This is a genomic window from Mesorhizobium sp. WSM4845 (assembly GCF_055811455.1).
This window is the reverse complement of sequence record NZ_JBVVQA010000013.1, coordinates 97,867-120,833: the sequence shown is the minus strand read 5'-3', so window position 1 is coordinate 120,833 and position 22,967 is coordinate 97,867. Positions and strand designations below refer to the sequence as shown.

Sequence of the window (22,967 nt, the reverse complement as noted above, 5' to 3'; positions counted from 1 at the left end):
GCCGGATGTTATTCTACATTGCTACCGCGTCCTGCGGGGTAGTCGGCATCTCGTCCCAAGTCTGGCCCCGATACTCACGCCCGTTGGCTTTCTTTGAACGCTTTTTATTGTCCTTGCCCCAGGTTCCCCACTGCTTGAAGAAGAAGGCGGTACCGGCCGTCAGGCATTGGCCGTAAATTTCATCGATCCATTCTTCCCTGATCGGTCGAGCGAATTTGCCGCTTTCACCTCCTACGATTGCCCAATGGATGTCACGGAGATCGACGGTGCCAACCGATCCAATCAGAGGCTCAAAGGAGATGAAGCGAATGGTCGCGGGTGCCTGGCGGAGATAGTCGACTCGGCTCACGACGTCCGCGTTTTCAATGCTCGTGCCCAGCCAGACATTGGGCAGGATGTCGCCCATCTCCACGTCAGCACGCCATCGGGCGTGACGACATCAAAGAGGAGGCTGGGTCCTCCGAAATTTCAGCGCCCACAATGAGTTCGATATCATCGGGCTGCACACGCGTTCCCTACGCAAATTGCTTATAGAAAGTATGTCAGGTGCTGGCGAGGGTCAAGGCCGCACCGGTCTTCGAATTGGCGCGGTGCTAGCACTCCCGAATCGTGCCAACTTGGCGCTGCCGGGCCGCTCGGACGAGGTGAAAACTCCCGCTGCGAGCTTGGCCCGGGAGCGCCTACGACCTGGTGCTCCGAGTGGACCCCGCCAACGGGTCGGTTGCAGCCGTGGCATCCCTCCCTTCGGAGAGCTTCAGCAACGCAACTCCGGGGCTGCCAACACCCGTTTTATTTTTGGGTATTTGAAAAAACACCTTGCCTGCTATATTGCTAAAATCGATTTTTGTTAAACGGGACCTGCGGAAATCCCGATGACGAAGACAGCTGTACGTATGCGTCGCGGCCAAGAATCCGTGGGCAAGCGAACGAGAACCCTTCCCAAACTGGCTGAGAAATTGCAGATGCGTCGCTTGGCCAGGATTAACGCCGTCCTGCAGAGGGCGGAAGAATCCGGCCTGCGCGCTGAGAAGGACGGCAGAATTACGGGGCGGTGAGTGCTGATCTAATTAAGAAGGCCAAAGCTCGAACCGGATTGACATCTGATGCCGAGCTCGTCGAATTTGCGTTGGCCAATGTGGCTCTGGAAGACGACTTCGGCGAGACCTTCAGGAAAACACGGGGAACTGTGGATCCGACGCTGAAGCTCGAATTGGCCGATTTCGACTTTGGTGCGGCCGTAAGATGGTCGCGATTTGATTCCCAAAAACCTTGAGCCGCGGCCCCGACATGGAGCTGCCGATCATCGGCAACCTCGTCGGGCCTGAAGTTCAGGGCGAAGGCGGCAATGACTCGGGCCATCTTCCGCAGTCGCCCGACCCGGGATGCCTCATTCGTCCACGCAGGACGGCCCCAAGACCTGCGGCAGCCTTGATCCCGTTCCAAAAAAGCTCAATTCAGACTTCCGGTTATGCACAGGCAGGCCGCGTCATAATTTGGATGGGATATAGCGTCCAGATTTGGCCATAGCCGATCTTGAACTGTTCTTTCTAATCAATACGATAAGAGACAATTCGGTCAGAACTCGAATCTTCTCTCTGACAGGAGCTAATGCCATGGAAGGGGTCACGCGGGCGGTTCAAATGCGTACGAAAAGAGCCAAGGAACGTGCTTTGCTCACTTCGAAGGAATTCGTTGGCTCTGGAAACCCTGCGGCAGCCGATCAAGCTCTGAGCAGACTTGCCAAAAAGGGCGAACTGGCGCGCGTCTACAGGGGAATGTACACGCCCTACAGGAAGACGCCGTATGGATATGTGCTGCCGGAAGTGGAAGCCGTCGTGAAGTCGTACGCTTCCTTGTCAGGTGAGAAGGTCGTCAATACCGGTGCTACGGCGGCGAACCAGCTCGGCCTGACGACACAAGTTCCGGTTCAAACAGTCTTTCTCACGACCGGAAAGTCGAAGAACCTGAAACTTGACCGCTGCACAATACGCCTCAAGCACGCGCCCGCCTGGATCACGAGCCTGCCAAAGAACAGGTCGGGCGAAGCCATCCGGGCAATCGCGCACCTTGGCCGAGCTAACGGTGTCCACTACGCGAAGTTGCTCAAGAACAGACTGACACCCGAGGAATGGACTCGCGTAGTCGCCCTCAAGGGGAAAGTGCCAGCTTGGGTCCATGCGGCGATCTCGAAAGCAGAAAATGAGCGGTGAACCGTTCTTCGATTTGAAACGGGGCCAAGAAAGAGACGCTCTTCTGGACCGCTTCGGCAACATTGGGACGCGAGCCGCATATTCTTGCGAGGCGTGCCGCGCAAGCGCAGGCACGGACGAGAACTATTTGACCGTACCGCGGCAAGCAAAAGGGACACGCCCAGGTGCCGGAAACAGAAACGCCCGTATTGGCTGCACGTCGACCTGATGCGTGCCGCAGGCCAAATATCCAGGAACGCCTCATCGCCGGACCTCAGCCATGTACCAGGCCGGGCCTGCTCAGGATCACGTGACGGACCGCCTCATAATAACGGACATAACGGCAGCCTTCAGGCGCCATACCGGCGGATAGAAGACCTGGCGCCGGTCGAGAAAATGGAAGCCGCCGGAGGTCATCAGCGCCTTCAAACCAGCTGTGGCGCTTTGGCCATAGCAGACCGAAAGCGCGTCGACCGGCAAGCGGACGGCGCCGACGTTCGGCACATCGAACACCGCCTCGGCCCATTGCCAGCGGTTGAAAACATGGACGCTGACCCCGTGACTAGGCCGAGCCTGTGCGCCGACGCCGCGAGTTGTTCCAGTGCGAGCGGCTCCATCCCTCCAGCCGTCAATTTGCCGTCGGCGATCCGCAGATCCGCCATATCGATAGCGAGCGGCCCCGCCCGCCCGCCGCCCGGTCCACTGGACCAGAGCGCGACCGCAGCCGGCCGGAGCGACAGGCGCAGCAGCGCGCGCGCCGCCATCAGCGTGGCGTGGCCGACGAAATAGGCGCTGTTTGAGGCGCTCATCGGGGAAATAAACGAGGGCGTCCAGCGCGGATGCGTGCCAGCGCGTCCTCCCTGTCCTGCGGCGTCGTATAGGGCTCCTCGGTCGAGACGAGAGGCATCTCGGGCCAGTCGACGATCCCGAAGGCGCAGTCGTCCGGCACCCGGCCGATGATGTCCGCGACCATCACCGCCTGCGAGGTGGTCAGGCCCGTGCCGATATCATTGCCGTTCTGGCGCATGGTGAGCCGACCGGACGGATCGAGCGACAGAGTGGTCACCGCTGCCTCGGCTCCGGTGCCGTAATCCTTCTGCACCTGCGCGAAACCGATGCCATAGCACTTACCCGGATTGGCGGTATCGAACGCCGCTTTGTTCGCAGCGCGATCCCTCCACAACGGATGGGCACGGGCCCGCTCCAGGATCTCCTCGGTCCTTAGCGCCTCACCGGCAATGGCGCCCTGCCAGTTTTTCATGCCGGTCTTGAACGCGTTCTTGAGGCGAAGCTCGATCGGGTCGATGCCAAGCAGTTCTGCCGCCTCATCGACCATCATCTCGGTCGCGGCCATGGTCTGCAGCGTTCCGTACCCGCGCGTCGAGCCGGCATCGACAGCGCGCGAAGCGCGGACCTCGACCGAGAAATCGCTCTTCGGCAGATAATAGATGCTCTGCGCCGCGCCGGCCCCGACCTTGCCAACGTCCAGCGAGAAATTGCGCCGTCCTCCGGCATCCGTGCGATGGTTGCCTTTCATGATGCGGAAAGCGTGCGTGGAGCGATCCACGACAAGCGTGTTCTCCATCCAGAAGGCATGGCGCTTCAACCCCATCTGGAACTGCTCGAACCGATCGTTGGCAAGACGCACCGGCCGCCCGTCGCCATAGAGGCCTGCCAGGATGGCGTAGTAGGGAAAGATCGAATGATCCTTGGTACCGTATCCGACCGTGTAACCGATCGAAAGGTCGAGCGCCTTCACCGCGAACCGCGATTTCGACAGCATTTCCAAGGTCGAGGTCGCCACCTCATAGGGCGATTGGGTCGCGATGATTGCGTGCAGCGTCGAACTGCCCGGCTCGAACCAGGCATTGCCATTGTCGGGTTCCATCGCGGAGGCGTCGATCGACTGCGAGAAATAGCTTCGCTTCAGGACCAATGCGTCGTCGCCGGCAGCCGTGATCTCACGCTCGATCTCGCCCGCCGCCCACATGGCGCGGGCCGCCGCATCGCCGCTCTGATCCGGCTTCGGCCAGACGACCTGATCGCCGTCGAAACTGCCGTAGATCGTGGTGCCTTCGAGCGGAGCATAAATGTCGGTTTCATCCGATGCCGCGCCGCCGATGCGCACGAACCGGCTGGCGCCGTAATGCGGTGGCGTGTCGTAGCCGGCGGCCGCCCCCCAGCGCACGATGCCCTTCGCGGAACGGACCAGCCGCTTGGCCGCGTCGAACCGCGCGAAATCGTTGTAGATCAAGAGCGCGACCGGCTGACCGAGCAGGCGCGGAATGCGTCCCTTCGGCACCAGGAACATGTCGCCATAGAAGCCGGGAGCCGTCGTTTCCGGCGGCGCAAGACCATCGCGGACAAGGTTTTCGCCGGCTATCAGTCGGTCGGGCTTGAGATCTTCGCCCAGCACCGAGAGGTCCAGCCCGTCGAACGGGGCGTCGACCCGGGTGCCGCGGATCAGGAAGGCGTGGCTCTGTTCCTGCGGCCAGCCCGCTATGTCACGGGCGCGAAAATCGCGGGTGAAGGTCTTGTCCCCGGTGACCTTGGCCACGGCGTCCATCCGAAAACGCGGCCGACCGTCCGGTCCGATCCAGTTTGGCGAACGGCCGGGCGAATTGGCAATGAGCGCAGCCGATGCGGGCCGACCCAGAAATCCGATCTTGACCGCGATCCCCGCGCCAGCCGCCGCTGCGATGAACTGGCGCCGCGAAAAGCTGCCGCTCATGCCGTCTCCCCGAACGGCCCATAGCCCGACCCCACACCCGGCCGGCTCGTCTCACCTGTATATTCCCGACTCGGGGCCGTTCCGCCATTCCGGCATCGCTGACAAACGGAACGGCCTTGCCAGATCATGAAAATCGCCGGGCCTCTTGTACAAGTCCGCAAAATTGAAGCGCATGACTTCTGCTTCGGGTCCGAGTGTCCTGATAGACATGTCCTCTGTTGTGAGCCCTTCCGAAGGATATGGTCGAGCTCAATGTGGTCGGGCGACGCAGGCTGGCTTGTGGTGGTGTGTCGCCAGGCCTCAGGGCTCCCGTCAATCCCAGCAGCGTTGGGCGGTTTCCGGGATGTCCAGTCACGTTTGCAACGCGCGTGTTGGAATCGGTGAATCTGCGACACATTATCGCCACGGTTTGGCCGCGGAGTTGCCGCAATATCCCACGACATAGCCGGCGTTGCCTGAGACGGTTCGGTCCGGCAGCGGCCCAATCAAGCCCCCCGCCCTAGGGTCAGTGCCGGATCGAACCACTCTCTTCTTGAGGGACCCAGGTCCGAGCCCCGAAATGCGCTCAGCAGAAGCAAGCTGATCCGCTTCATTGATGCGTGGTCTCCCAAATTGCACAGGGCGGCAAAGACCTGCACAGCAACAATGGCTTGAGGCGCGCCTCGGCTTCAGGTGAGAGGCAACTCTGGCCGGCTCTACGATGCCTTCGTTGTGAGAGGCTCCTTCAAAGTAGCAAACTGATGCCGGTCGCTAAGCGGCCCTGCATACCCGTCGCCGCTGTCGATGCTCCCATCATAGTTGGTGTCCTCAACCGTGCCTGATGATCCAACGATCTCGTCGATGTTGCAGTGATCGTGGTAGATCTCGGTCTCTGTGCCTTGGCTCTGGCTGTAGGTCGGCTCCCCATTCGCCAGGTCGTGATGGAATTCAATATTGGAACCGTGGACAGCCGCGTCTCAGGCTTTCCCACGCGAAAACACGCTGACCGTCTAAGTTGCTCTCCGCATCGGGTTCAGGACGTGAGATGCCACTTTGTAGGATTGACCTCTAACGATATCCGGCCTGCGTCCCTCCGTTCCAACCTCTGGCAGCCAGAAAAAGTCGACAGCGCGACCGACGCAATGATGCCTGTCATGTTCATTCCTGGGTTCCCCTCTCAGCGGTTCCGTGCAACATTTGAGGACCATGTTGCACTGAGCGTGCCAAAAGAAAAAAGCTTTCAACTACACGGTTGTGACCACCAATGTTCAGTCAGACCTCTGACATTGTTGCTCAGTCGACACTGACGTACTGGCGGGCCCCAGGGCTTGGGATCTTCGGTCGGGACGACGCAAGCCCAGAGACGACTCGGCTACGAGGCGCGGGGGCATCGGCAAAAAACGTCACAAGTACCGTACACATGCTTTTTGAGAATACATCATTGCGGTCGGATCCACTCGAGATCTGGAGTGACAGTTAGCCTGCATCGTTTGCCTTGGCGGCGCAGAAATGTGGGTGGTAATCGCGTGCTAATGCCGACCGCGACGGTAAGCTGAAGCGTCTTTGAGCCTTGATAGTGCGTCAATTCAGGCTGTGCCCATGAACAGGATTGATATCGGCCAGGATGGATGTCTGCATTCCCACGGTAATGCCAATCGCGTCTGCAAACAGAGCGCGACGGCGCCACTTAGACCCTCATCCGTCGAACTCTTTGGACCCGACCGTGTAGGACCATGCACAGTTGGCCCCGGACAGGAGCGCGAGAAACTGACCGTCTTTGGGGAATTGAAATTTTCTGTGAGTCCTGCACCGTCCAGGGGCGCGGAAGGCGAGGGGATGTTGCAGCAAAGGAAGTTAGTCGATGGCGCCTGCATCAATGCGGTTGGGGCGCAAAGCTGCGCGGCAGTTGCAGCCTGTCAAGGTGGCGCTGAAGTATGCCGTCCGTTCCGAGGTGGCTGCGCCAGGCGACTCCCGTTGAGAAAACCCGGGCACAAAGGGATTACAGATGTCGCGATCGCCCAGCCGGCGGTTGGCTCGCCAGCGGCTGGTGCTGACGACCGCGGCACTCACGGTCGATAGGCGGCGGTCGAGGACGGGGTGGGATTGCGCGATGCCGCGCTATCCGCCCGCGCGATTTTTCCCCATCGGACCTTTGCTCCTCGCCTGGCGCCGGTTGGGTCGGGAAGCCACCGACCTGCAGCAGGAATGCCTTGGTGGTGGCATGGTACAGCGATGCTATTAGCGCGGCCCTGCTCAAATTGCCGATCAGGTCGCGACTGATTTCCTTGCCAAGCAAGCAGGACAGCTCGGCCGCGGCTGATCGAGCCGGAGTGGGCGATGGCCGTCATCGAAACCCTCTCGAGCATGCAAGCCTGCATTCAAAGGAGAAGCTGCTGCGGGGGACATCATGCCGGCGTCTTGCAAGTAGGCGAAAGAGTCGGCGACGGCGCCCTCAGGCAGAACCCCACTCATCGCATTTGATGCCAGCCTCATCGTATTTTCTTTGGCTTAGACGGGCTCTTGGGGACCCTCTGCGAGACTACAACTGTAACACCATATTGGTTTAGCAGATCAAGCTTCGGTGGTAACCTCATGGGGTAGAGAAACGACTTTGGAGGCCGAGGAATGGATCGCGATAATGAACGGGCACGCGCAGCTGCAAGTTCATCCCAAGGAGTGGGGAAACGCAGTACCCTCCGTGACGTTCCAGAGGGGCCATTGAGCGATGTTGCAGAACGGCTAGTAACCGCTAACCCGCGCGACACAGCGCGAAATCTTGGGGGCTTCAAAGCCCTCGGGACGCACGAGCGAACAGCCGTTCGGGGCACTCAACCCGGGCCAGAAACTGACCTCGCGACATTTGAACGGCGGGCCAATCAGCTCGGACGATCAGCCATCGATCTGGCCGAGAAATTGACAGCCGAATTGGGGTACCAGCCGGATAACGTAGCATTGGAGCAAGTCCAAGCGGCTAGTAATGTAGGCCATTTTCTAGGGCCCCAGAAGCAGAGTGCTCTTGTTAATCGCATTGGCAACATGGACCCAATGGAGCAAGCTCTAGGGGTTATGTTTGTGGCGCAAAACTTCAGTAAGTTTAATGACCAAAATAAATCTCGTATTTTTGAGCAGGCCATTGAATTGGCTGCTGATCCTCATCAGCACCACATGGTCAAGGCGACCGCCCAAAATGCTATTGTCACCGCGTATCACCAGTTAGACGCAAATCAACAAGCGCAAGCTAACTCACTTCCCGACCTGCATGGCCTGTTGCAGAACATGCCTCCGCCGCAGCATGCAGCAGAGGAACGGAGTGCGAATTTGGACGGCCACATTGCAGCTATTGCGGCTTCAGTCCGTGATACAGTAGGCCCGCAAACCTCCTTTGAACAGCTGCGGCGGGGTGGTCAAGTCGGGCAGTCCATAAGCCACGCCTACAATCACGCTCGCGAGGATCTAATGGCTGCCTCCAGAAGCAGAGATCGCTCCGGCCGTTGAGGTCTCGGCCATGGTACAGTAACGCTTTCTCCCCGAATTCCGTTCACGGCCTTGCCATCTCCAATTCGCTGGCCGTTGATGTACCTGCCTTAGGGGTACTTTCAGAAAACACGTCTGCCGGGTGGTGCATGCAAGCATCGCACCACCCGCTCCGGCATCGATCTGTCGAGCGGCGACATCGCGCGACGTCGCTCCGGTGTCTGAAGCAAGCGCAGCATTAGCTACGCTAATCCGGCAATGGAACAATGCCTTCAACAAAAACGACGCCCCCCAGCATAGCCATTAGCATCGCGTGCTCACTCACCTTGGGCTTCTGCGCGGCAAGTCTGTACGCAACGTTCCGCCATGGGGGTAGCGGCGAGGCTTTGATGACGTTTGACGTCCGTGCCTTTTGGTTCGAGACGCCCTTCTATCTGGGTTTCGCAACTCCCGTCTTCTATCGGGGCGTAGCTATCGTGCTCGCCACGTCGGCGGTCGTCTTACTGATTCAGCAGATCGTATTGCGGCGCAAACTCGAACATCACGGGACGGCGCGCTGGGCGCGAGTGGATGAAATGCGACGCACCGGATATCTGCGACGATACCGTAGCGTGACAGGGCCGGTATTTGGGAAGACGAGTGGCCCTTTCTGGCCTGGCTACTACCTGACCAATGGCGAGCAGCCTCACAGCCTCATCGTTGCACCGACCCGCGCCGGCAAGGGCGTCGGCATAGTCATTCCAACGCTCCTTACATTCAAAGGCTCGGTGATAGCTCTCGACGTCAAGGGGGAGCTCTTTGAGCTTACCTCGAGGGCGCGCAAAGCCGCAGGCGACAACGTGTTCAAATTCGCGCCGCTGGATTCGGAGCGGCGCACCAACTGCTACAATCCGCTGTTGGATCTTATAGCGCTGCCTCCACAGCTGCAATTCACCGAAGCCCGCCGCTTGGCCGCAAACCTGATCACGGCCAAGGGGGAGGGCGCGGAAGGTTTCGTCAGCGGCGCGCGAGATATCTTTGTCGCGGGGATCCTTGCCTGCATCGAGCGGGGCACGCCAACAATCGGCGCCGTCTATGACCTCTTCGCCCAGCCGGGGGAGAAGTTCAAGCTCTTCGCGCAACTCGCCATGGAGACCCGGAACAAAGAGGCACAACGCATCTTCGACGACATGGCGGGGAACGATACAAAAATCCTGACCTCCTACACGTCCGTCCTCGGCGATGGCGGGCTCAATTTGTGGGCGGATCCCGCTGTAAAGGCGGCGACAAGTCGCTCAGATTTTTCGGTCTACGATCTTCGCCGTCGCAGAACGTGCATCTATCTTTGCGTCGGTCCGAACGACCTTGAGGTGATCGCGCCTTTGATACGCCTGTTCTTTCAGCAAATCGTTTCAATTCTACAGCGGTCGCTGCCCCGCCAAGATGAAAAGAACGAGGTTCTCTTTCTGCTCGACGAGTTCAAGCACTTGGGTAAGCTGGAGGCGATCGAGACCGCAATTACGACTATCGCGGGCTACAAGGGGCGTTTCATGCTCATCATCCAAAGCCTTTCGGCACTGACGGGGGCTTATGGAGAGGCTGGCAAGCAGAATTTTCTGAGCAATACCGGCCTGCAAGTGTTCATGGCCACTGCCGATGACGAGACTCCAACCTACATTTCCAAAGCCATCGGTGAATACACGTTTGAAGCCAAGTCGATTTCCTACAGCCAGGCGCGAACGTTCGATTGGAACATTCAGAATTCGCATCAAGGTGCACCGCTGTTGCGTCCCGAACAGGTTCGGCTGCTCGATGAAGACTACGAGATTGTTCTCATCAAAGGCCTGCCACCATTGCAATTGAGGAAGGTGCGATATTTTTCGGACCGCATCCTTAAACGCATCTTCGAAAGCCAGACAGGCGCCCTCCCGGAGCCGGCACCCTTGATGGAAGCTCATCCAGATGACACTGACGGTTAAGCGCCAGTCTCGCGTATCCCGTCCCTCGGCGATCAGAAACTCCACTACAGGTGAACGGCTATGGGAATTTGCATCTCCAAATCCTCCGGATCGACTCGACATGCGGAAGAGTCGCCGCGAGAATCCACGGCAGCGCTGAGGGTCTCCCTGGGCACGCCTGCCGACAGGTTGCGACGGGGCGGAGATGCGCCTCTGGAGCCACATCAGATCCAGCAGGCCGCCTATCATACGGGAGCGTGTGTCGTCGGTGACGACGTCACCAGCCCGATAAGACTCGCGACAGCGGGGCAAACAGTTCACGACGTTCGCCTGCTGCTCAAGCATGGCCGGGGAAACGTTAAGGTGGACGACATTCCCTCTCACGGCCACAACAGCATCGGATCGTCGGTTGCAATGATGGGAGCAGACCACAACATTAAGGTTGCAGTGGCCGTAGTCATGGGAGCGGCGTGCTGCAATCAGACCGCTCCCCTTTCCGCTATCGTCCACGCCCCACACATGGCGGCCGACGAGCAGAGTATGACCTCTAGTGCTTCCGTGTCAATGAAAGAGATAAACGACCAAGGTGATGAGATCCCAGTCAAGACGGGTCACATTTGGAACGAACTGCGGCGCGGAAGCCGCGACCCGAGGTCGACCGTGGTTATGGATGCCTGGGCCAACGGTCCCGCTGTTCGGTTGAAGGACAGCGTATGGAGCGGAGTGCCGGTCAAGGAAGGTCATTGGTCGATGGACAAAAGCACCGCCGAATTCCTGAAAAACCGTGTTGAGGGGTTAATTCCGTTCGTGCATCCGGACGCAAATGAACAAACTGCCAACGATTTGCGCCGCAAGCAAAACGCACCCGTATCGTGGGAGAAATATGCAGAAGTACAGGTGATCTCACCCGAGTTCGCCGATAGTGTACGCAACGCATTGTCCCGTATTCCTGAAGGCCAACAAAGGGAAATCGCATCACTGATGATTCAGGAAGCCTACGGAATGGATCCTTCCTCGCGCACGCACCAAGACGCAGTGGGATCAGTTCTGGTGGCCGCCAACCAACTGGACTCGCTGCCCCGGCCTCCTGTCGAGCCGCCGGAATTGGCGGCGTATCACCAGTTCGACGCAAATCAACAGGCCCAAGCTCACGCAGTTCCCGGCATGCAAGATATCTTGCCGCACATGCCTCCGCCGCAGCATGCAGCAGAGGAACGGAATGTGAATCTGGACGGCCACATAGCAGGTCTTGCGGCTGAAGTCCGTGCGACAGGTGCACAAATCTCCTATGAACAGCTGCGGCGGGGTGGTCAAGTCGGGCAGTCCATAAGCCACGCCTACAATCACGCCCGCGAGGATCTAATGGCTGCCTCCAGAAGCAGAGATCGCTCCGGCCGTTGAGGTCTCGGCCATGGTAAGTGACGCCTTCTCCCGAATTCCGTTCACGGCCTTGCCATTTCCGAACGTTCGATTGGAACATTCAGATTTCGCATCAAGGTGCACCGCTGTTGCGTCCCGAACAGGTTCGGCTGCTCGATGAAGACTACGAGATTGTTCTCATCAAAGGCCTGCCACCATTGCAATTGAGGAAGGTGCGATATTTTTCGGACCGCATCCTTAAACGCATCTTCGAAAGCCAGACAGGCGCCATCCCGGAGCCGGCACCCTTGATGGAAGCAGACGAGGGGCTTTTGGCAGAATCTCAACCCGATGAGCAGCTGCGCGGATTGGCGTAGAACTTTGACGATACAGTTTGATGTGAGGCTAGTATGAACCCGCGAAATAGTAACCCATCCCGTGTAACAGCTTTGTCGCAGGTGCAGGGCGCCGGCTTGGAAGAGGGGCAAGCGGACCAGGCCCGGCAAGTGGGCTATAACCAGCACCTTGCCGAGGCCCGCAGGCTGTTGGATCAAGCTGACGAGTCGCCAACGAATCCAGAAGAGGTTCTGCGACTTGAACAGGGGTTCCGCGAAGTGCTTCAGCGACGGCAGGATGATCAAGCCGCCTCGTCTTTTTTTCAGCGACCCAGGAATGCCCGCTCGACCGGGTGACCTCAACAGCATCGTTGCCGACGCTTTCGCAGCCACCGGCTCTGGGCACGCCGGAGTTGAGGCCGCCGCCCCGCCGCGGTTAGCTGCCAGCCAACAGCAGATTCGGCCCTGGCCGGAAGCGCTTGACCAGGGCAACCAGTTGCCACCCGAGCGGGTCATCATCAACAATGAACATTCCACAGCGCTGTTGCGGCCAGCGGAGAGGCAGAGGGCCCTGAATACGCCGCAAGCCGCCGCCATTCAGCAGCCGCTGATGCCATTGGAGGAGGTACCCGTTCAAGGGACAAGGTCCGAACACATCGGAAGGCCGCATGCGGAGGCCGCGCCCTCCGCAAGGTCTGAGAAGCCCCCCGCTGCGATCGAGGACTCTATAAACGTTTCATTCGCCGTCCCCAAAGGCTTCTCCCATGGGACTCAACGCGTCCCAGAGGCGATGCTCTCTTTCCGCCATGGCCCCTTGCCGGATGCGGGCCAGGCCCGGCAAGTGAGTTTTGAGCAGCACGTGGCCCAGCCGCGCCGAGCCGATCCGGCTCCTGTCGCGAGTGGCGCCCGTGCTACCCGCTATCCCCATCTGTCCGACGAACACCGGGACGTTATTGATAAGGCGATCACTCACGCTGCGGTTCAGCAAAAATATAGCGAGAGCACGGTCCGAAAATACACGTATTCACTTCGCCAATTGGCGAATGATCTCGGCGCTCGTGGCCAAGCGACGGATCTAAAAAATCACCAGTCCCTGGTCGATCACGTCGATGCTTTCTATCCGAAAAACGACGGCATAAAGAGGGCGTTGAACGTCCTGCGTGCGTATCATGAGCCGGGCTATTCAGCGACTGTCGGGCGGCCAGCGCCGGTGCCCTCAAAAGCAGACGCGCATGTCTTTGAACAAGTGACCAGTGACAGCAGGTTGGCCCCAAGCAGCCGTGCTGAGTACGGTCGTAGTCTTCGCAGATTTTCTAAGGCGCTTGAGAGTTGGGGCCTGACGATCTCTGGGCTGGATCATGATTCGCGGATCGAATTCGCCGAGACGTTGTTTCCAGACAAACGCAATCTCATCTTCGCGTTGCAACGGGTTCGCGATGCGCGGCACCCGTGCTACCCGCTATCCCCATCTGTCCGACGAACACCGGGACGTTATTGATAAGGCGATCGCCCACGCTGCGGTTCAGCAAAAATATAGCGAGAGCACGGTCCGAAAATACACGTATTCACTTCGCCAATTGGCAAATGATCTCGGCGCTCGTGGCCAAGCGACTGATCTAAAAAATCACCAATCCCTGGTCGATCACCTCGATACTTTCTTTCCGAAAAACGATGATATAAAGACGGCGTTGAACGTCCTCCGTGCGTATCATGAGCCGGGCTATTCAGCGACTGTCGGGCGGCCAGCGCCGGTGCCCTCAAAAGCAGACGCGCATGTCTTTGAACAAGTGACCAGTGACAGCAGGTTGGCCCCAAGCAGCCGTGCTGAGTACGGTCGTAGTCTTCGCAGATTTTCTAAGGCGCTTGAGAGTCGGGGCCTGACGATCTCTGGGCTGGATCACGATTCGCGGATCAAATTCGCCGAGACGTTGTTTCCAGACAAACGCAATCTCATCTGCGCGTTGCAACGGGTTCGCGATGCGGAGTCCGCGTCAGCCGGGGGTCTCGAGACGGCCCGGAGGCTGTTCGATCAAGCTGACGAGTCGCCAACCAATCCAGAGGAGGTTCTGCGACTGGAACAGGGGTTGAGCGAAGTGCTTCAGCGACGGCAGGATGATCAAGCCTCCTCGTCTTTTTTCAGCGACCCAGGGATGCCCGCTCGACCGGGTGACCTCAACAGCAGCGTGGCCGACGCTTTCGCAGCGGCCGGCTCTCGGCACGCCAGAGTTGAGGCAGCCGCCCCGCCAGATCGGGCTGTTCCTATCGCCGGCGCATGGACACGTTCCTGGCGGCGTGTGGGTAACGCATGTCCGCTGGATGGAACTCGGAACAATGGACGGGATCATCGGCTGCGTCGCCGCCGGGGTAGGGATGGCCATGCTACCTCGGGGGGTCGTTCAGGATGCGGCAGCCGACGGACTGGTCATCATACACCAGCTACCTGACAATCTGCGGTCGGCGCCGACTGTTTTTGTGACGCGGAGCGACGAGTATCTCTCCGCGGCACTTCAGGCTTTCATGGCGGTGGCGTCTGAGGCGCATTCACGGCCTCAGCCGGAAGGACCAGAGCCGGCCCGACAATTGCAGCGGGCTTAAGAAAGGTGGAGCAAAAACAAGGGGTCAGTCAGACCCAATCGTCGGCGGATCTTGATGGCAGATCGTAGGGGTCCGTTTGCCCAGAGATCGCCTACGATGCTGGAAAGGCGCTGCATGCTGCTGCAAAAGCAAGGAATGAGCACGGATTGGAGCACAATGGCTGGCCAGGGTGCGCCGCTTGCGCGTGCCATGCCCGCGGCCAAACTCATTTCGACATCGGTTAAGGAGCTTGAGGTCAGCACTGCTGCTCTTAAGACCGAGGTTCAACAATTATATCGAGATCAGTAAGTGTGACTGTCGTCGACGGTGACCCGCAGCAGCCGAGTGCCCCATCTGTGGGATGCCTGCGTTTTGGGAAAACTTGGACAGTCACACGATCTTCGCATGATCGCTGAGGGTACACCCGCCGTGGGTCAATAGCCTATCAATCGATCGTGGAAGTTTACGGCACCCAAGGCTGGCGGAGGAGCTGTTCACAGCCCACTGAACCAGTTGGAGCCCTTGTCTTCCCAGTAGCCGCCCGGATAATCATTGGCGACGAACACCTCTAGGATATGCTTGGGTTCTTGAAGCCGAGCTTAGTCGACACCCTAAGCTTCATCGGTGAACGATATTTGAGCGGCAAGAATCCTTCCCGAAATCGAGCGACAGGATGGTTTGCGGGTGCAGTGCTGTCGGCACATCGATACTGGAATAATAGCGGTCCGCATTTGAAGCCGACATATTTGGCTGTCATGTCCGCGCCAACATGCTGGAGGAAGACGCTCAGAGGAATACCCCTCCACTCACCGATCGCGCTCCAGCCCTCGCAGGCTCCTTGATCCCGCGCACAATTCGGTTGGCAGCATTCTCGACTGTCTCCGTTCGGCTACACGGCTCAGGATGCAGGAACTGCTGCTCGAGCAGTTCAAAACGACGGTCGTCTTCGTCACGACATCGACGAAGCCTTCCTGCTTTCGGATCGAATCATCGTCATGCAGGGCACAGCCAGGTCGCATCCACGAAGAAATCAATATGGCCTTCGAGAGGCCGAGGACCACGGACATCATCGCGTCCGGCGAGTTCTTGCGTTTGAAGCAGCGTTGCCTACAGCAGCTTCGTAGCGACAGGCGGAGAGATACCCTGGCGCGGCTTTCACCTCTTGGTTAATTGGAGCTGTGCTTCGCGGATTCCCTTCTCGGCTAAGCCCAACCACGAGCGCGCCTCGGCTGATTCCAGCGTGCGTTTGGCGCCGCATCCCGCTCCTAAACCGTCAACTCCTTTTCCATGCAGCTAACGCAATGTATTTCATAATTATGGCCCGTCGCCCGATTCCTCTCACGGCGTTACCAGAACCGCGCTCGGCGGGCTTCGGGCTCGAGAGCCGCAATACGCGAGGGCCGCGTCGCGCAACAGCCCTTGAAGCCTTCGGCGGCGAAGCGCTATGCCAACGCCATATGCAGCTCTTGGACTTGCCGGTCTGCCGGATCATGTCGACGGTGCCGACGTCATCGTCGGTCCAGCCGGTTCGGAGCCGCCTCAAGAACATGGAAACCTCTCAGCGGGCTATCTGTTCGACGGGAGCAGTGTGTCGCGCGGCCCTGCCCGACCACCGACCCACGACGGCATCACACGCTTCTCGCTGCCGCAGATTCCGGAAGGTCCCGACACAAGGCGGGTGATCGCGATGGATTACATCTTTATGTCAGGCATTCCGGCGGCTTCGAGCGGCCGAGCAAGGCGCACGACGACCGGACAGACGCCTTCCGCATCGCCTTCGATATGCAGTACCAGGGCAAACGCATTCCGCTGGAACTCGGTTCAATTTCACGCTGATGAATGACGGCGCCTACTGGCATGCGCTGGAGCGCTTTGCCGCGAGGTCTGCACCAAGCCCGATGTCGAGTGCATCAGCTATTGCGACTATGTTTCACGGCGACGTGACGGCGAAAAGCAGACGTCGGTGGGCGGCTGACTAGAAGCGCTCGCCGCCCGCCACGCTCAGCTTACCGGCTGATCCTCAAGGCGCAAGCCGGCTCGCTCCCGCTCCAGATAGGCCTGGTCGATTTCCGGCAGCGGCGCCCCTTCAAGCGTCGCCTCGAAGGCGCGCAGGCGTTTGTAGATGGATATCAACTCGACGATGGTCGGCCAGGAATTCACGAGATATTGGAACGAACTGGCGACTTGGGAAAACGCGGTGACAATTTGCTGGAAAACGCCAAATGTTATCTTGCCAAGAGCTAAGGTCGGAACAAGAAGGAAGGTAGCAAAAACCTTGTCGACTTGGAGATAGAGATAGCGGACCATGTCGAAGTAGACATAATGAGCGTATAACGTGAAATAGTTCTTGCGAACATTTCTGAAAAGCTCGGCCAGCGTTGGTGGCTGCGCGCGTGCCTTATCGTCCTCGCCGAGGACAAGTTCCTTGCGCAGCGCGGCTTCAACCCGCTGATTGCGAAATTCCAACCCGGGCAGCCTGACGCCGACGACTGCCAGCAAGCCGGTGCCAAACAGCGACCAGGCGATCGCCGCAATGACCAGCGGATAAGGGATTGCGCCGACGATTGGAAGCGTTGAGACATGGAGAGAAAGGGAGGCCAGCAAGGGCAGGAATGCGATCAGGGTCATGATGGAGTCGACGAAGTTAACTCCGAGCCCCTGCATTGTGCCGGAGAAGCGCATCGTGTCGTCCTGAACGCGCTGCGACGCCCCTTCGATATGGCGCAGCCGCGGCCAGTAAGCGGAAAAATAATCGTTCATCGCGGTGCGCCAGCGAAACACATAGTGCCTGACGAAAAAGCCGTTCAGAACGGCAATGCTCATATAGACCAGGGCCAAGGACAGAAACTGCCATACGCCGTAGTAAAGCTCGGCAGGGGAAACGGAGCCCTGCGTGGTGAGTGCCCTCTGCACCATGTCGTAAAACATGCCGCGCCAGTCATTGAGCGCCACGCTGAGCTGGACGATGAAATTGGTGACCAAAATGATCAAACCAGAGCCAAGGATCGACCAGTTCTGCCAGCGATGCGGGGAATACAGCGCCCAGAAAAGGTAGAATACGCCCATACCGGCGAAGACATATCCGTAAAACCAGAGAAATGCCGGCGTCAGGAATCTTATCGGGCTGATAACTGGTGCTGCCTGCGGGTCGACCGGCGGCATGCCGAGCATCGTGCCAAGGTGCTCGCCGCCGAAAAACCACAGGAGGACGAGCAGAAGGCTCCAGACGGCGGCCGAGACGAAAAAAGGCTTCGGCTGCGGGAAGAAGGATACGAACACGTTGGGGAAACTCCTCGGTTGATGCGCAAATCAGCGGCGTTGCTGTCAGCGGGCGGTGACATACGCCAGCTTCGCCATTTTGCTAAAATCGTCGTGTCAGTAGTAGACGATGATGTCGCCGACGGCCTCGCCGGAGATCTTACGCGCTGCGTCGGAGGCAGTCTCAAAAGAATCGTCAGTGATCACCACCACATGCTCGCCCTTCGCACCCGCAGACGGACCGCTGTAGAAGCTGCTCACCGGGCTGCCAGACTTTGCGGCGGCGTTGTTGACGAAGTTCGCGCCAAAACCGTCGTCGCGGCGGCCCACCGCATCGAAGGCGAAAGTGTCCTCCTTCGCGTTGAAATCGCTGATAGTGGTAATGTCCGCCGTCCCCTCGACTACTCCGTGGATCGAATTGTGGAACTGGAGCAGAAACGTGTCATTGCCGGCCCCCCCGTCGTCACCCACGTAGAGGAGATCGTCGCCGGGACCGCCGAAGAGCTTGTCATGATCCTCGCCGACGAGGCGCGGTTGGAAGCGGCCGTTGTCGCCGCGAAGGTAGTCGTCGCCCGTTCCGCCCCAGATTCGGTCATTTCCCTCGCCGCCGATGCCGTGATCATCGCCATCGCCACCTTCGATCTGTCATTGCCGCGACGACCCTCAAGCCGGTCATTGCCCTCGTCACCCGCCATCCAATCCTCGAGATCGGTGCCGATGAGCCATTCGGGACGCGAGGACCTACCCTCAATGATGTTTGCCATCGCAAATACTCCTTATGATGCAACCCACCACGCCACCTGGCGCCCTCATATTCCTCATCAGATAATCGGGGAAATCGAATTGTTAGATAGAAAGATTTACGGGATGGATGATGTGTGGCATCGGCTTCGTCCTTCTGCGTAGCAGTTGCCGGTCTCGGTGGCGGCGGGCGACGCTGGCTACTCAGCCGACGGCGCTCGTGCGCCAACAGGAGGCCCAAGGATGCGGTCGTGGCCGCCCTCGCAGCAGGCAACACGCGGTACACGCCCGTGAACGCTGCGCCGGCGCTGCGCCAGGCCATCATCGCAAAGCTCCGTTGCGACCTCGATCAGGTGACGGTTGGGACCGAAGCAGGTCATCTACAATGCCTTGGTGGCACCGTCGGCGAAAGCGACGAGGTCATCCTCCCAGCACCTACTGGGTCTCGTATCCCGACATGGTGTTGGCCTGCGGCTGAACCCCGGTGGTCATCCGATCCCGGCGCCCTCCGGAAAGTGCTCATCCGGATCGTCGGCTTGACGCCCAACGACTACCGGCGGCGCTTTCGAAGCCGCCCGTTGACGATCTCCTGAACGACCGCTTTTAGGCCGTGCAGGAAATCAGCATATGTGCCCCGACCCCGAGTGAGGGATGGGTGGCACGCTCCGTCGCCAAAATGCAAGATCAGATCAGATTTCGATCAGGATCTTGCCGACTGCCTTGCCCCTCTCCTGTGCCTCATGCGCTTCGGCAATGCGGTCGAGCGGCAGCTTCATCGCGATCTGCGGCCAGTAGGCCCCAGCCGCCACGCAGGCGGAGACCTCTTCGACTGCCTGGCGGAACGCATCCTCAGGGATCGTGTAGAAGAACACGAAGCGGAAGGCATAGCCCCCGAACATCGTCGATAGGAACGGCATCGACAACCTGACCGTCGGATCCTCCGTCGCGTAGGCCGTCGCGACGCCGCTCGGAGCGAGGCAGGCGATATCGGCCTCGACGTTGGCTGCCAAATCGACGTCGACGATACGCTCGACGCCACGGCCGCCGGTCGCGGCCCTGATCCGTTCAGCGATGTCTTCCTGATGACGGTTGATCACGAGATCGGCGCCCGCCGCCGCTGCAACCGTGGCTTGCTCCTCGCGGCTCACGGTCGCCGCGACCCAGGCGCCCGCCCATTTGGCGAGGAGGATGGCCGCCGTGCCGACGGCTCCCGCGCCGCCCTGGACGAGAACGCGCTTTCCGCGCAGATCACCATCGGCGAAGAGGCAGCGATGGGCGGTGATGGCCGCGATGCCCAGTGAAGCCCCGACATCAAACGACGCATTCTCGGCAAGAGGGGCCGCATGGGAGGAAGGAACCACCACGAACTCGGCCGCGGATCCGAACGCCTGGCCTGTCTGAGCCTTGAAAACCCAGACCCGTTCACCGATCCGCTCCTCGGACACGCCCGGCCCAACCTTGTCGATGATCCCGGCCGCATCCTGATGGGGAACGACACGGGGAAAGGGCATCGGCCTGCCGCCGAAGCCCGTTCTCGTCTTGATATCCGAGGGGTTCAGGCCGGAGACGGCCACCTTGACCCGGACCTCGCCGAACTGGGGCTCGGGATCAGGAAGAGAACCTATCTGGAGGACGTCCTTCGCGGCGCCCTGCCGGTCGTAGAAAGCAGCTCTCATTCTCGGTCTCCTGACATTTGCCAATGACCAAAGGGATGTCGATGCCACAAGTGTTCTTGCAAGTAGGCAATATTTTTGCCTATAGGTGTATAAAGTACATCATTGGAGCTTCGCCTACAACTGTGCGGTGGAGGTGACGGTCGACGTGGCCGGCGGAAAGTGGAAACCGCTGATCATCTACGAACTCCTCAACGGCCCCCGACGTGGTGAACTCCGGCGCATGGTGGGCGAGCCGAGCCAGCGCTCCATCACGATGCTACTCCGACAGCTCGAGACCGACGGCGTGGTCGAACGCCAGGTCTTTGCCGAAGTGCCGCCCCGCGTGGAGTACTCCCTCACAGAGTTCGGGAAGACGCTCGCGCCGGTCCTGAACGCGATGAAGGAGTGGGGCGAGACGTTTGCCGCCCGAAACGGCCTTGTTTGCGGGCCTGACGGCGAGGCACTTGAGGTCGCCCGACCGCGTGCATCCGCCGATCGGGATCACACATCGTCAAGGCGCTCGTAGAGGGCCGACAGGATCGAGGCCAAGTGCCATTGTCGGTTCGGGTGCATCTCCCAAGGCCAGCTTCGTGCCTCCGCCACCCTAAGAGCGCGGCACCGCCTGAGGGGTGGTCTGCCCGCGTTATATCGTCTCTGAGCGTGAGTTGATCGGCTCACCCATCACGGTTCATCAAAGAGGGCACCACTGCCAACGTGATTGCGTTTTCTGGAACATCGAATGGTTCAACAAACGTTGGCTAGCCGATCGAGATCCTGATCCTCGCCGTTGTAGGCATCGACGACCCGCTCCATACCGCTGTCGTTCTGGACAACCGCGCGACCGAGGGTGCCGAAGAACCCGGCCAGTTCATCCGTGCCGGTGAAAAGCTCAAAAAGCCGCGCCGCATCTGCGTTGCCGGTTTGCGCCTCCAGTTCCAGAGCAGCGGCGATCGCCTAGAACTTGATGCCTTCGTTCGACTTGTCTTCTTTCGCCGCATGGTGAAGCGCTACGAGCTCCCAACCGTCATTCATTACCGGCGCGCCCGAACTGCCCGCCTCGGTGTCCGACCGATATTGGACGACCTGGGTGGCTTCGAAGGCGTCGGGTTTTCTGGACATCACCGGCAGGATGGCCAGACCCTTGATGCCCCAGTCCGCAGCGCTCTTAGGCACGGGGCCGGCGTCGGCCGTTCCACCGCCATTTGCTGCTCGTACGAAAGATTTGCTTGCGCTAATCCGCCATCTGGTCCCCCGAATCAGAAGTGATGCGCAACCTATAATCGTCGGAAACGACGGAAATGTTACCGTTGTGCAGATGGTCGGCCAAACCGCTACGTCGGCTTGGACTATCCCCAGGTGGCGCCGGCTGCGGCAACGTCATCGCCGTTCCTTTCGCGGTTCATGGGCGTGTCTCGCAGACCTGGCCGTGGCCTTCAACGCGTCGATGGCGATGATCTGGCGCCGCGAGAGGAGACCCGTGACCTGCGCCATGGCAGCGATTGGCATTGAGCTTGCCGGCAAGAACGACGATGGGTTTGTCCTCGCCGAAGGACTCACGGTAAATGCCCTTCGGCCGACAGGGCTCACGCTCATCCGACATCGCGTCCCAAGTTAAGTTAGAGTACCGCGTCGGACCCATCAGCGGTCTGTATCTTGTCTTGGACTCCGTAGAATTTGAGCGGAGCCTTTGTAGTGTTGTTTGGTGTTTGTTCGCCCAAAAGTCGCATAAGATTTCAGTGAGGGAACGTCGGTCTACAGATTTGTTCCCCAGAGGGGCGCGAACCTTGTGCTCACCTGTTCATCGACGGCTCTCGGCGTGACCCAGAGAGCTGGGAGAAGCCTATGCGAGACTACAAGTGTAACACCATATTGGTTTAGCGGATCAAGCTTCGGTGGTAACCTCATGGGGTAGAGATACGACTCTGGAAGCCGAGCAATGGATCGCGATAGTAAATGGAAACGTGCAGCTGGAAGTTCATCCCGCGACGGGAGGAGGGGCCGAGGAACGGCGTAACCACCTTGACCTTCCGGACGGGCCACTGACCAATGTTGCAGAGCGGGTAATAACCGCTAACCCGCGCGGTACAGCACGCGATCTTGGGAGCTTCAAATCCGCCGAGAGGCAAGCGCGACGTGCAGTTCAGGACGTTGCACTTCTTTCTGCTCGATGAATTCAAGCACTTGGGTAAGCTGGAGGCGATCGAGACCGCAATTACGACCATCGCGGGCTACAAGGGTCGCTTCATGTTCATCATCCAAAGCCTTTCGGCTCTGACGGGGGCTTATGGCGAGGCTGGCAAGCAGAATTTTCTCAGCAATACCGGACTGCAAGTGTTCATGGCCACTGCCGATGACGAGACTCCGAACTACATTTCCAAAGCTATCGGTGAATACACATTTCAAGCCCAATCGATTTCCTACAGCCAGGCGCGACGTTCCATTGGAACATCCAGAATTCACATCAAGGTGCACCGCTGTTGCGTCCCGAACAGGTGCGGCTGCTCAACGACGAGTACGAGATCGTTCTCATCAAAGGTCTGCCACCATTGCAATTGAGGAAGGTGCGATATTTTTCGGATCGCATTCTGAAACGCATCTTTGAAAACCAGACAGGCGCTCTCCCGGAGCCGGCGCCCTTGATGAAAGCAGACGAGGGGCTCTCGGCAGAATCTCAACCCGATGAGCCGCTGCGTGGATTGGCGCAGGACTTTGACGATACAATTTGATGTGAGGCT

At 59.3% G+C, this 22,967-nt stretch carries 15 protein-coding genes and 5 pseudogenes; 12 read left to right on the top strand and 8 right to left on the bottom strand.

Going from position 1 to position 22,967, the window contains the following annotated elements:
• Positions 1-13: 13 nt before the first annotated feature.
• Positions 14-400 (bottom strand): annotated as a pseudogene (locus AC0L2C_RS16840) (DUF5131 family protein); the annotation flags it as partial.
• Positions 401-1,051: 651 nt separating this feature from the next.
• On the opposite strand from AC0L2C_RS16840, the gene AC0L2C_RS16835 reads away from it, so the two are divergent.
• Both AC0L2C_RS16835 and AC0L2C_RS16830 read left to right on the top strand, forming a co-directional pair.
• On the top strand, positions 1,052-1,273 hold the full coding sequence (locus tag AC0L2C_RS16835; RefSeq protein WP_473523911.1) for a hypothetical protein: 222 nt from the start codon (positions 1,052-1,054) through the stop codon (positions 1,271-1,273).
• A 340-nt stretch (positions 1,274-1,613) separates the two neighbouring features.
• A complete protein-coding gene (locus AC0L2C_RS16830) occupies positions 1,614-2,210 on the top strand; it encodes a DUF6088 family protein (protein ID WP_473523910.1) in 597 nt (198 codons plus the stop codon).
• A 285-nt stretch (positions 2,211-2,495) separates the two neighbouring features.
• Here the strand turns inward: AC0L2C_RS16830 and AC0L2C_RS16825 are convergent, their stop codons facing one another.
• Together AC0L2C_RS16825 and AC0L2C_RS16820 are read right to left on the bottom strand one after the other, a co-directional pair.
• Positions 2,496-2,693, bottom strand: coding sequence for a hypothetical protein (locus tag AC0L2C_RS16825; protein WP_473523909.1), 198 nt, complete (start codon positions 2,691-2,693; stop codon positions 2,496-2,498).
• 301 nt (positions 2,694-2,994) lie between these two features.
• Positions 2,995-4,920: a molybdopterin cofactor-binding domain-containing protein gene (locus AC0L2C_RS16820; protein WP_473523908.1), complete on the bottom strand. Its 1,926-nt coding sequence runs from the start codon at positions 4,918-4,920 to the stop codon at positions 2,995-2,997.
• 2,604 nt (positions 4,921-7,524) lie between these two features.
• Between AC0L2C_RS16820 and AC0L2C_RS16815 the strand changes: the two genes are divergently transcribed.
• The 7 genes and pseudogenes from AC0L2C_RS16815 (at position 7,525) to AC0L2C_RS16785 (ending at position 14,887) form a co-directional block, all read left to right on the top strand.
• Positions 7,525-8,394, top strand: a complete 870-nt coding sequence (locus tag AC0L2C_RS16815) for a hypothetical protein (protein WP_473498320.1) — start codon at positions 7,525-7,527, stop codon at positions 8,392-8,394.
• Between the two features lie 245 nt (positions 8,395-8,639).
• Positions 8,640-10,331, top strand: a complete 1,692-nt coding sequence (virD4, locus tag AC0L2C_RS16810) for a type IV secretion system ATPase VirD4 (RefSeq protein ID WP_473523907.1) — start codon at positions 8,640-8,642, stop codon at positions 10,329-10,331.
• A gap of 342 nt (positions 10,332-10,673) precedes the next feature.
• A complete protein-coding gene (locus AC0L2C_RS16805) occupies positions 10,674-11,711 on the top strand; it encodes a type III secretion protein (protein WP_473523906.1) in 1,038 nt (345 codons plus the stop codon).
• Positions 11,712-11,770: 59 nt separating this feature from the next.
• Positions 11,771-12,046, top strand: a pseudogene (locus tag AC0L2C_RS16800) (type IV secretory system conjugative DNA transfer family protein); the annotation flags it as partial.
• 256 nt (positions 12,047-12,302) lie between these two features.
• Positions 12,303-13,502, top strand: a complete 1,200-nt coding sequence (locus AC0L2C_RS16795; RefSeq protein ID WP_473523905.1) for a hypothetical protein — start codon at positions 12,303-12,305, stop codon at positions 13,500-13,502.
• 614 nt (positions 13,503-14,116) lie between these two features.
• A complete protein-coding gene (locus AC0L2C_RS16790; RefSeq protein WP_473523904.1) occupies positions 14,117-14,599 on the top strand; it encodes a LysR substrate-binding domain-containing protein in 483 nt (160 codons plus the stop codon).
• Positions 14,600-14,713: 114 nt separating this feature from the next.
• The gene (locus AC0L2C_RS16785; RefSeq protein ID WP_473523903.1) at positions 14,714-14,887 is read left to right on the top strand and encodes a hypothetical protein; all 174 of its coding nucleotides are present in this window, start codon (positions 14,714-14,716) and stop codon (positions 14,885-14,887) included.
• Between the two features lie 185 nt (positions 14,888-15,072).
• Here the strand turns inward: AC0L2C_RS16785 and AC0L2C_RS16780 are convergent.
• A pseudogene (locus tag AC0L2C_RS16780) lies at positions 15,073-15,407 on the bottom strand (molybdopterin-dependent oxidoreductase); the annotation flags it as partial.
• Positions 15,408-16,136: 729 nt separating this feature from the next.
• On the opposite strand from AC0L2C_RS16780, the pseudogene AC0L2C_RS16775 reads away from it, so the two are divergent.
• A pseudogene (locus tag AC0L2C_RS16775) lies at positions 16,137-16,553 on the top strand (polysaccharide deacetylase family protein); the annotation flags it as partial.
• Positions 16,554-16,579: 26 nt separating this feature from the next.
• Here the strand turns inward: AC0L2C_RS16775 and sbmA are convergent.
• The 3 genes from sbmA to AC0L2C_RS16760 form a co-directional block, all read right to left on the bottom strand.
• Positions 16,580-17,857, bottom strand: coding sequence for a peptide antibiotic transporter SbmA (sbmA, locus tag AC0L2C_RS16770; RefSeq protein ID WP_473523902.1), 1,278 nt, complete (start codon positions 17,855-17,857; stop codon positions 16,580-16,582).
• Positions 17,858-17,953: 96 nt separating this feature from the next.
• The gene (locus tag AC0L2C_RS16765) at positions 17,954-18,307 is read right to left on the bottom strand and encodes a hypothetical protein (protein WP_473523901.1); all 354 of its coding nucleotides are present in this window, start codon (positions 18,305-18,307) and stop codon (positions 17,954-17,956) included.
• A gap of 959 nt (positions 18,308-19,266) precedes the next feature.
• Positions 19,267-20,253: an NADPH:quinone reductase gene (locus AC0L2C_RS16760; RefSeq protein ID WP_473523900.1), complete on the bottom strand. Its 987-nt coding sequence runs from the start codon at positions 20,251-20,253 to the stop codon at positions 19,267-19,269.
• An 85-nt stretch (positions 20,254-20,338) separates the two neighbouring features.
• On the opposite strand from AC0L2C_RS16760, the gene AC0L2C_RS16755 reads away from it, so the two are divergent.
• Positions 20,339-20,758 (top strand): winged helix-turn-helix transcriptional regulator, encoded by a 420-nt coding sequence (locus tag AC0L2C_RS16755; RefSeq protein WP_473523899.1) that lies wholly within the window; start codon positions 20,339-20,341, stop codon positions 20,756-20,758.
• A 428-nt stretch (positions 20,759-21,186) separates the two neighbouring features.
• Here AC0L2C_RS16755 and AC0L2C_RS16750 read toward each other — a convergent pair whose 3' ends face one another.
• Positions 21,187-21,405 carry a trypsin-like serine peptidase gene (locus AC0L2C_RS16750; protein ID WP_473523898.1) on the bottom strand — a complete coding sequence of 73 codons (219 nt, stop codon included), beginning with the start codon at positions 21,403-21,405 and terminating at the stop codon, positions 21,187-21,189.
• A 984-nt stretch (positions 21,406-22,389) separates the two neighbouring features.
• Here AC0L2C_RS16750 and AC0L2C_RS16745 point away from each other — a divergent pair.
• Positions 22,390-22,958: pseudogene (locus tag AC0L2C_RS16745) on the top strand (type IV secretory system conjugative DNA transfer family protein); the annotation flags it as partial.
• Positions 22,959-22,967 lie beyond the last annotated feature (9 nt).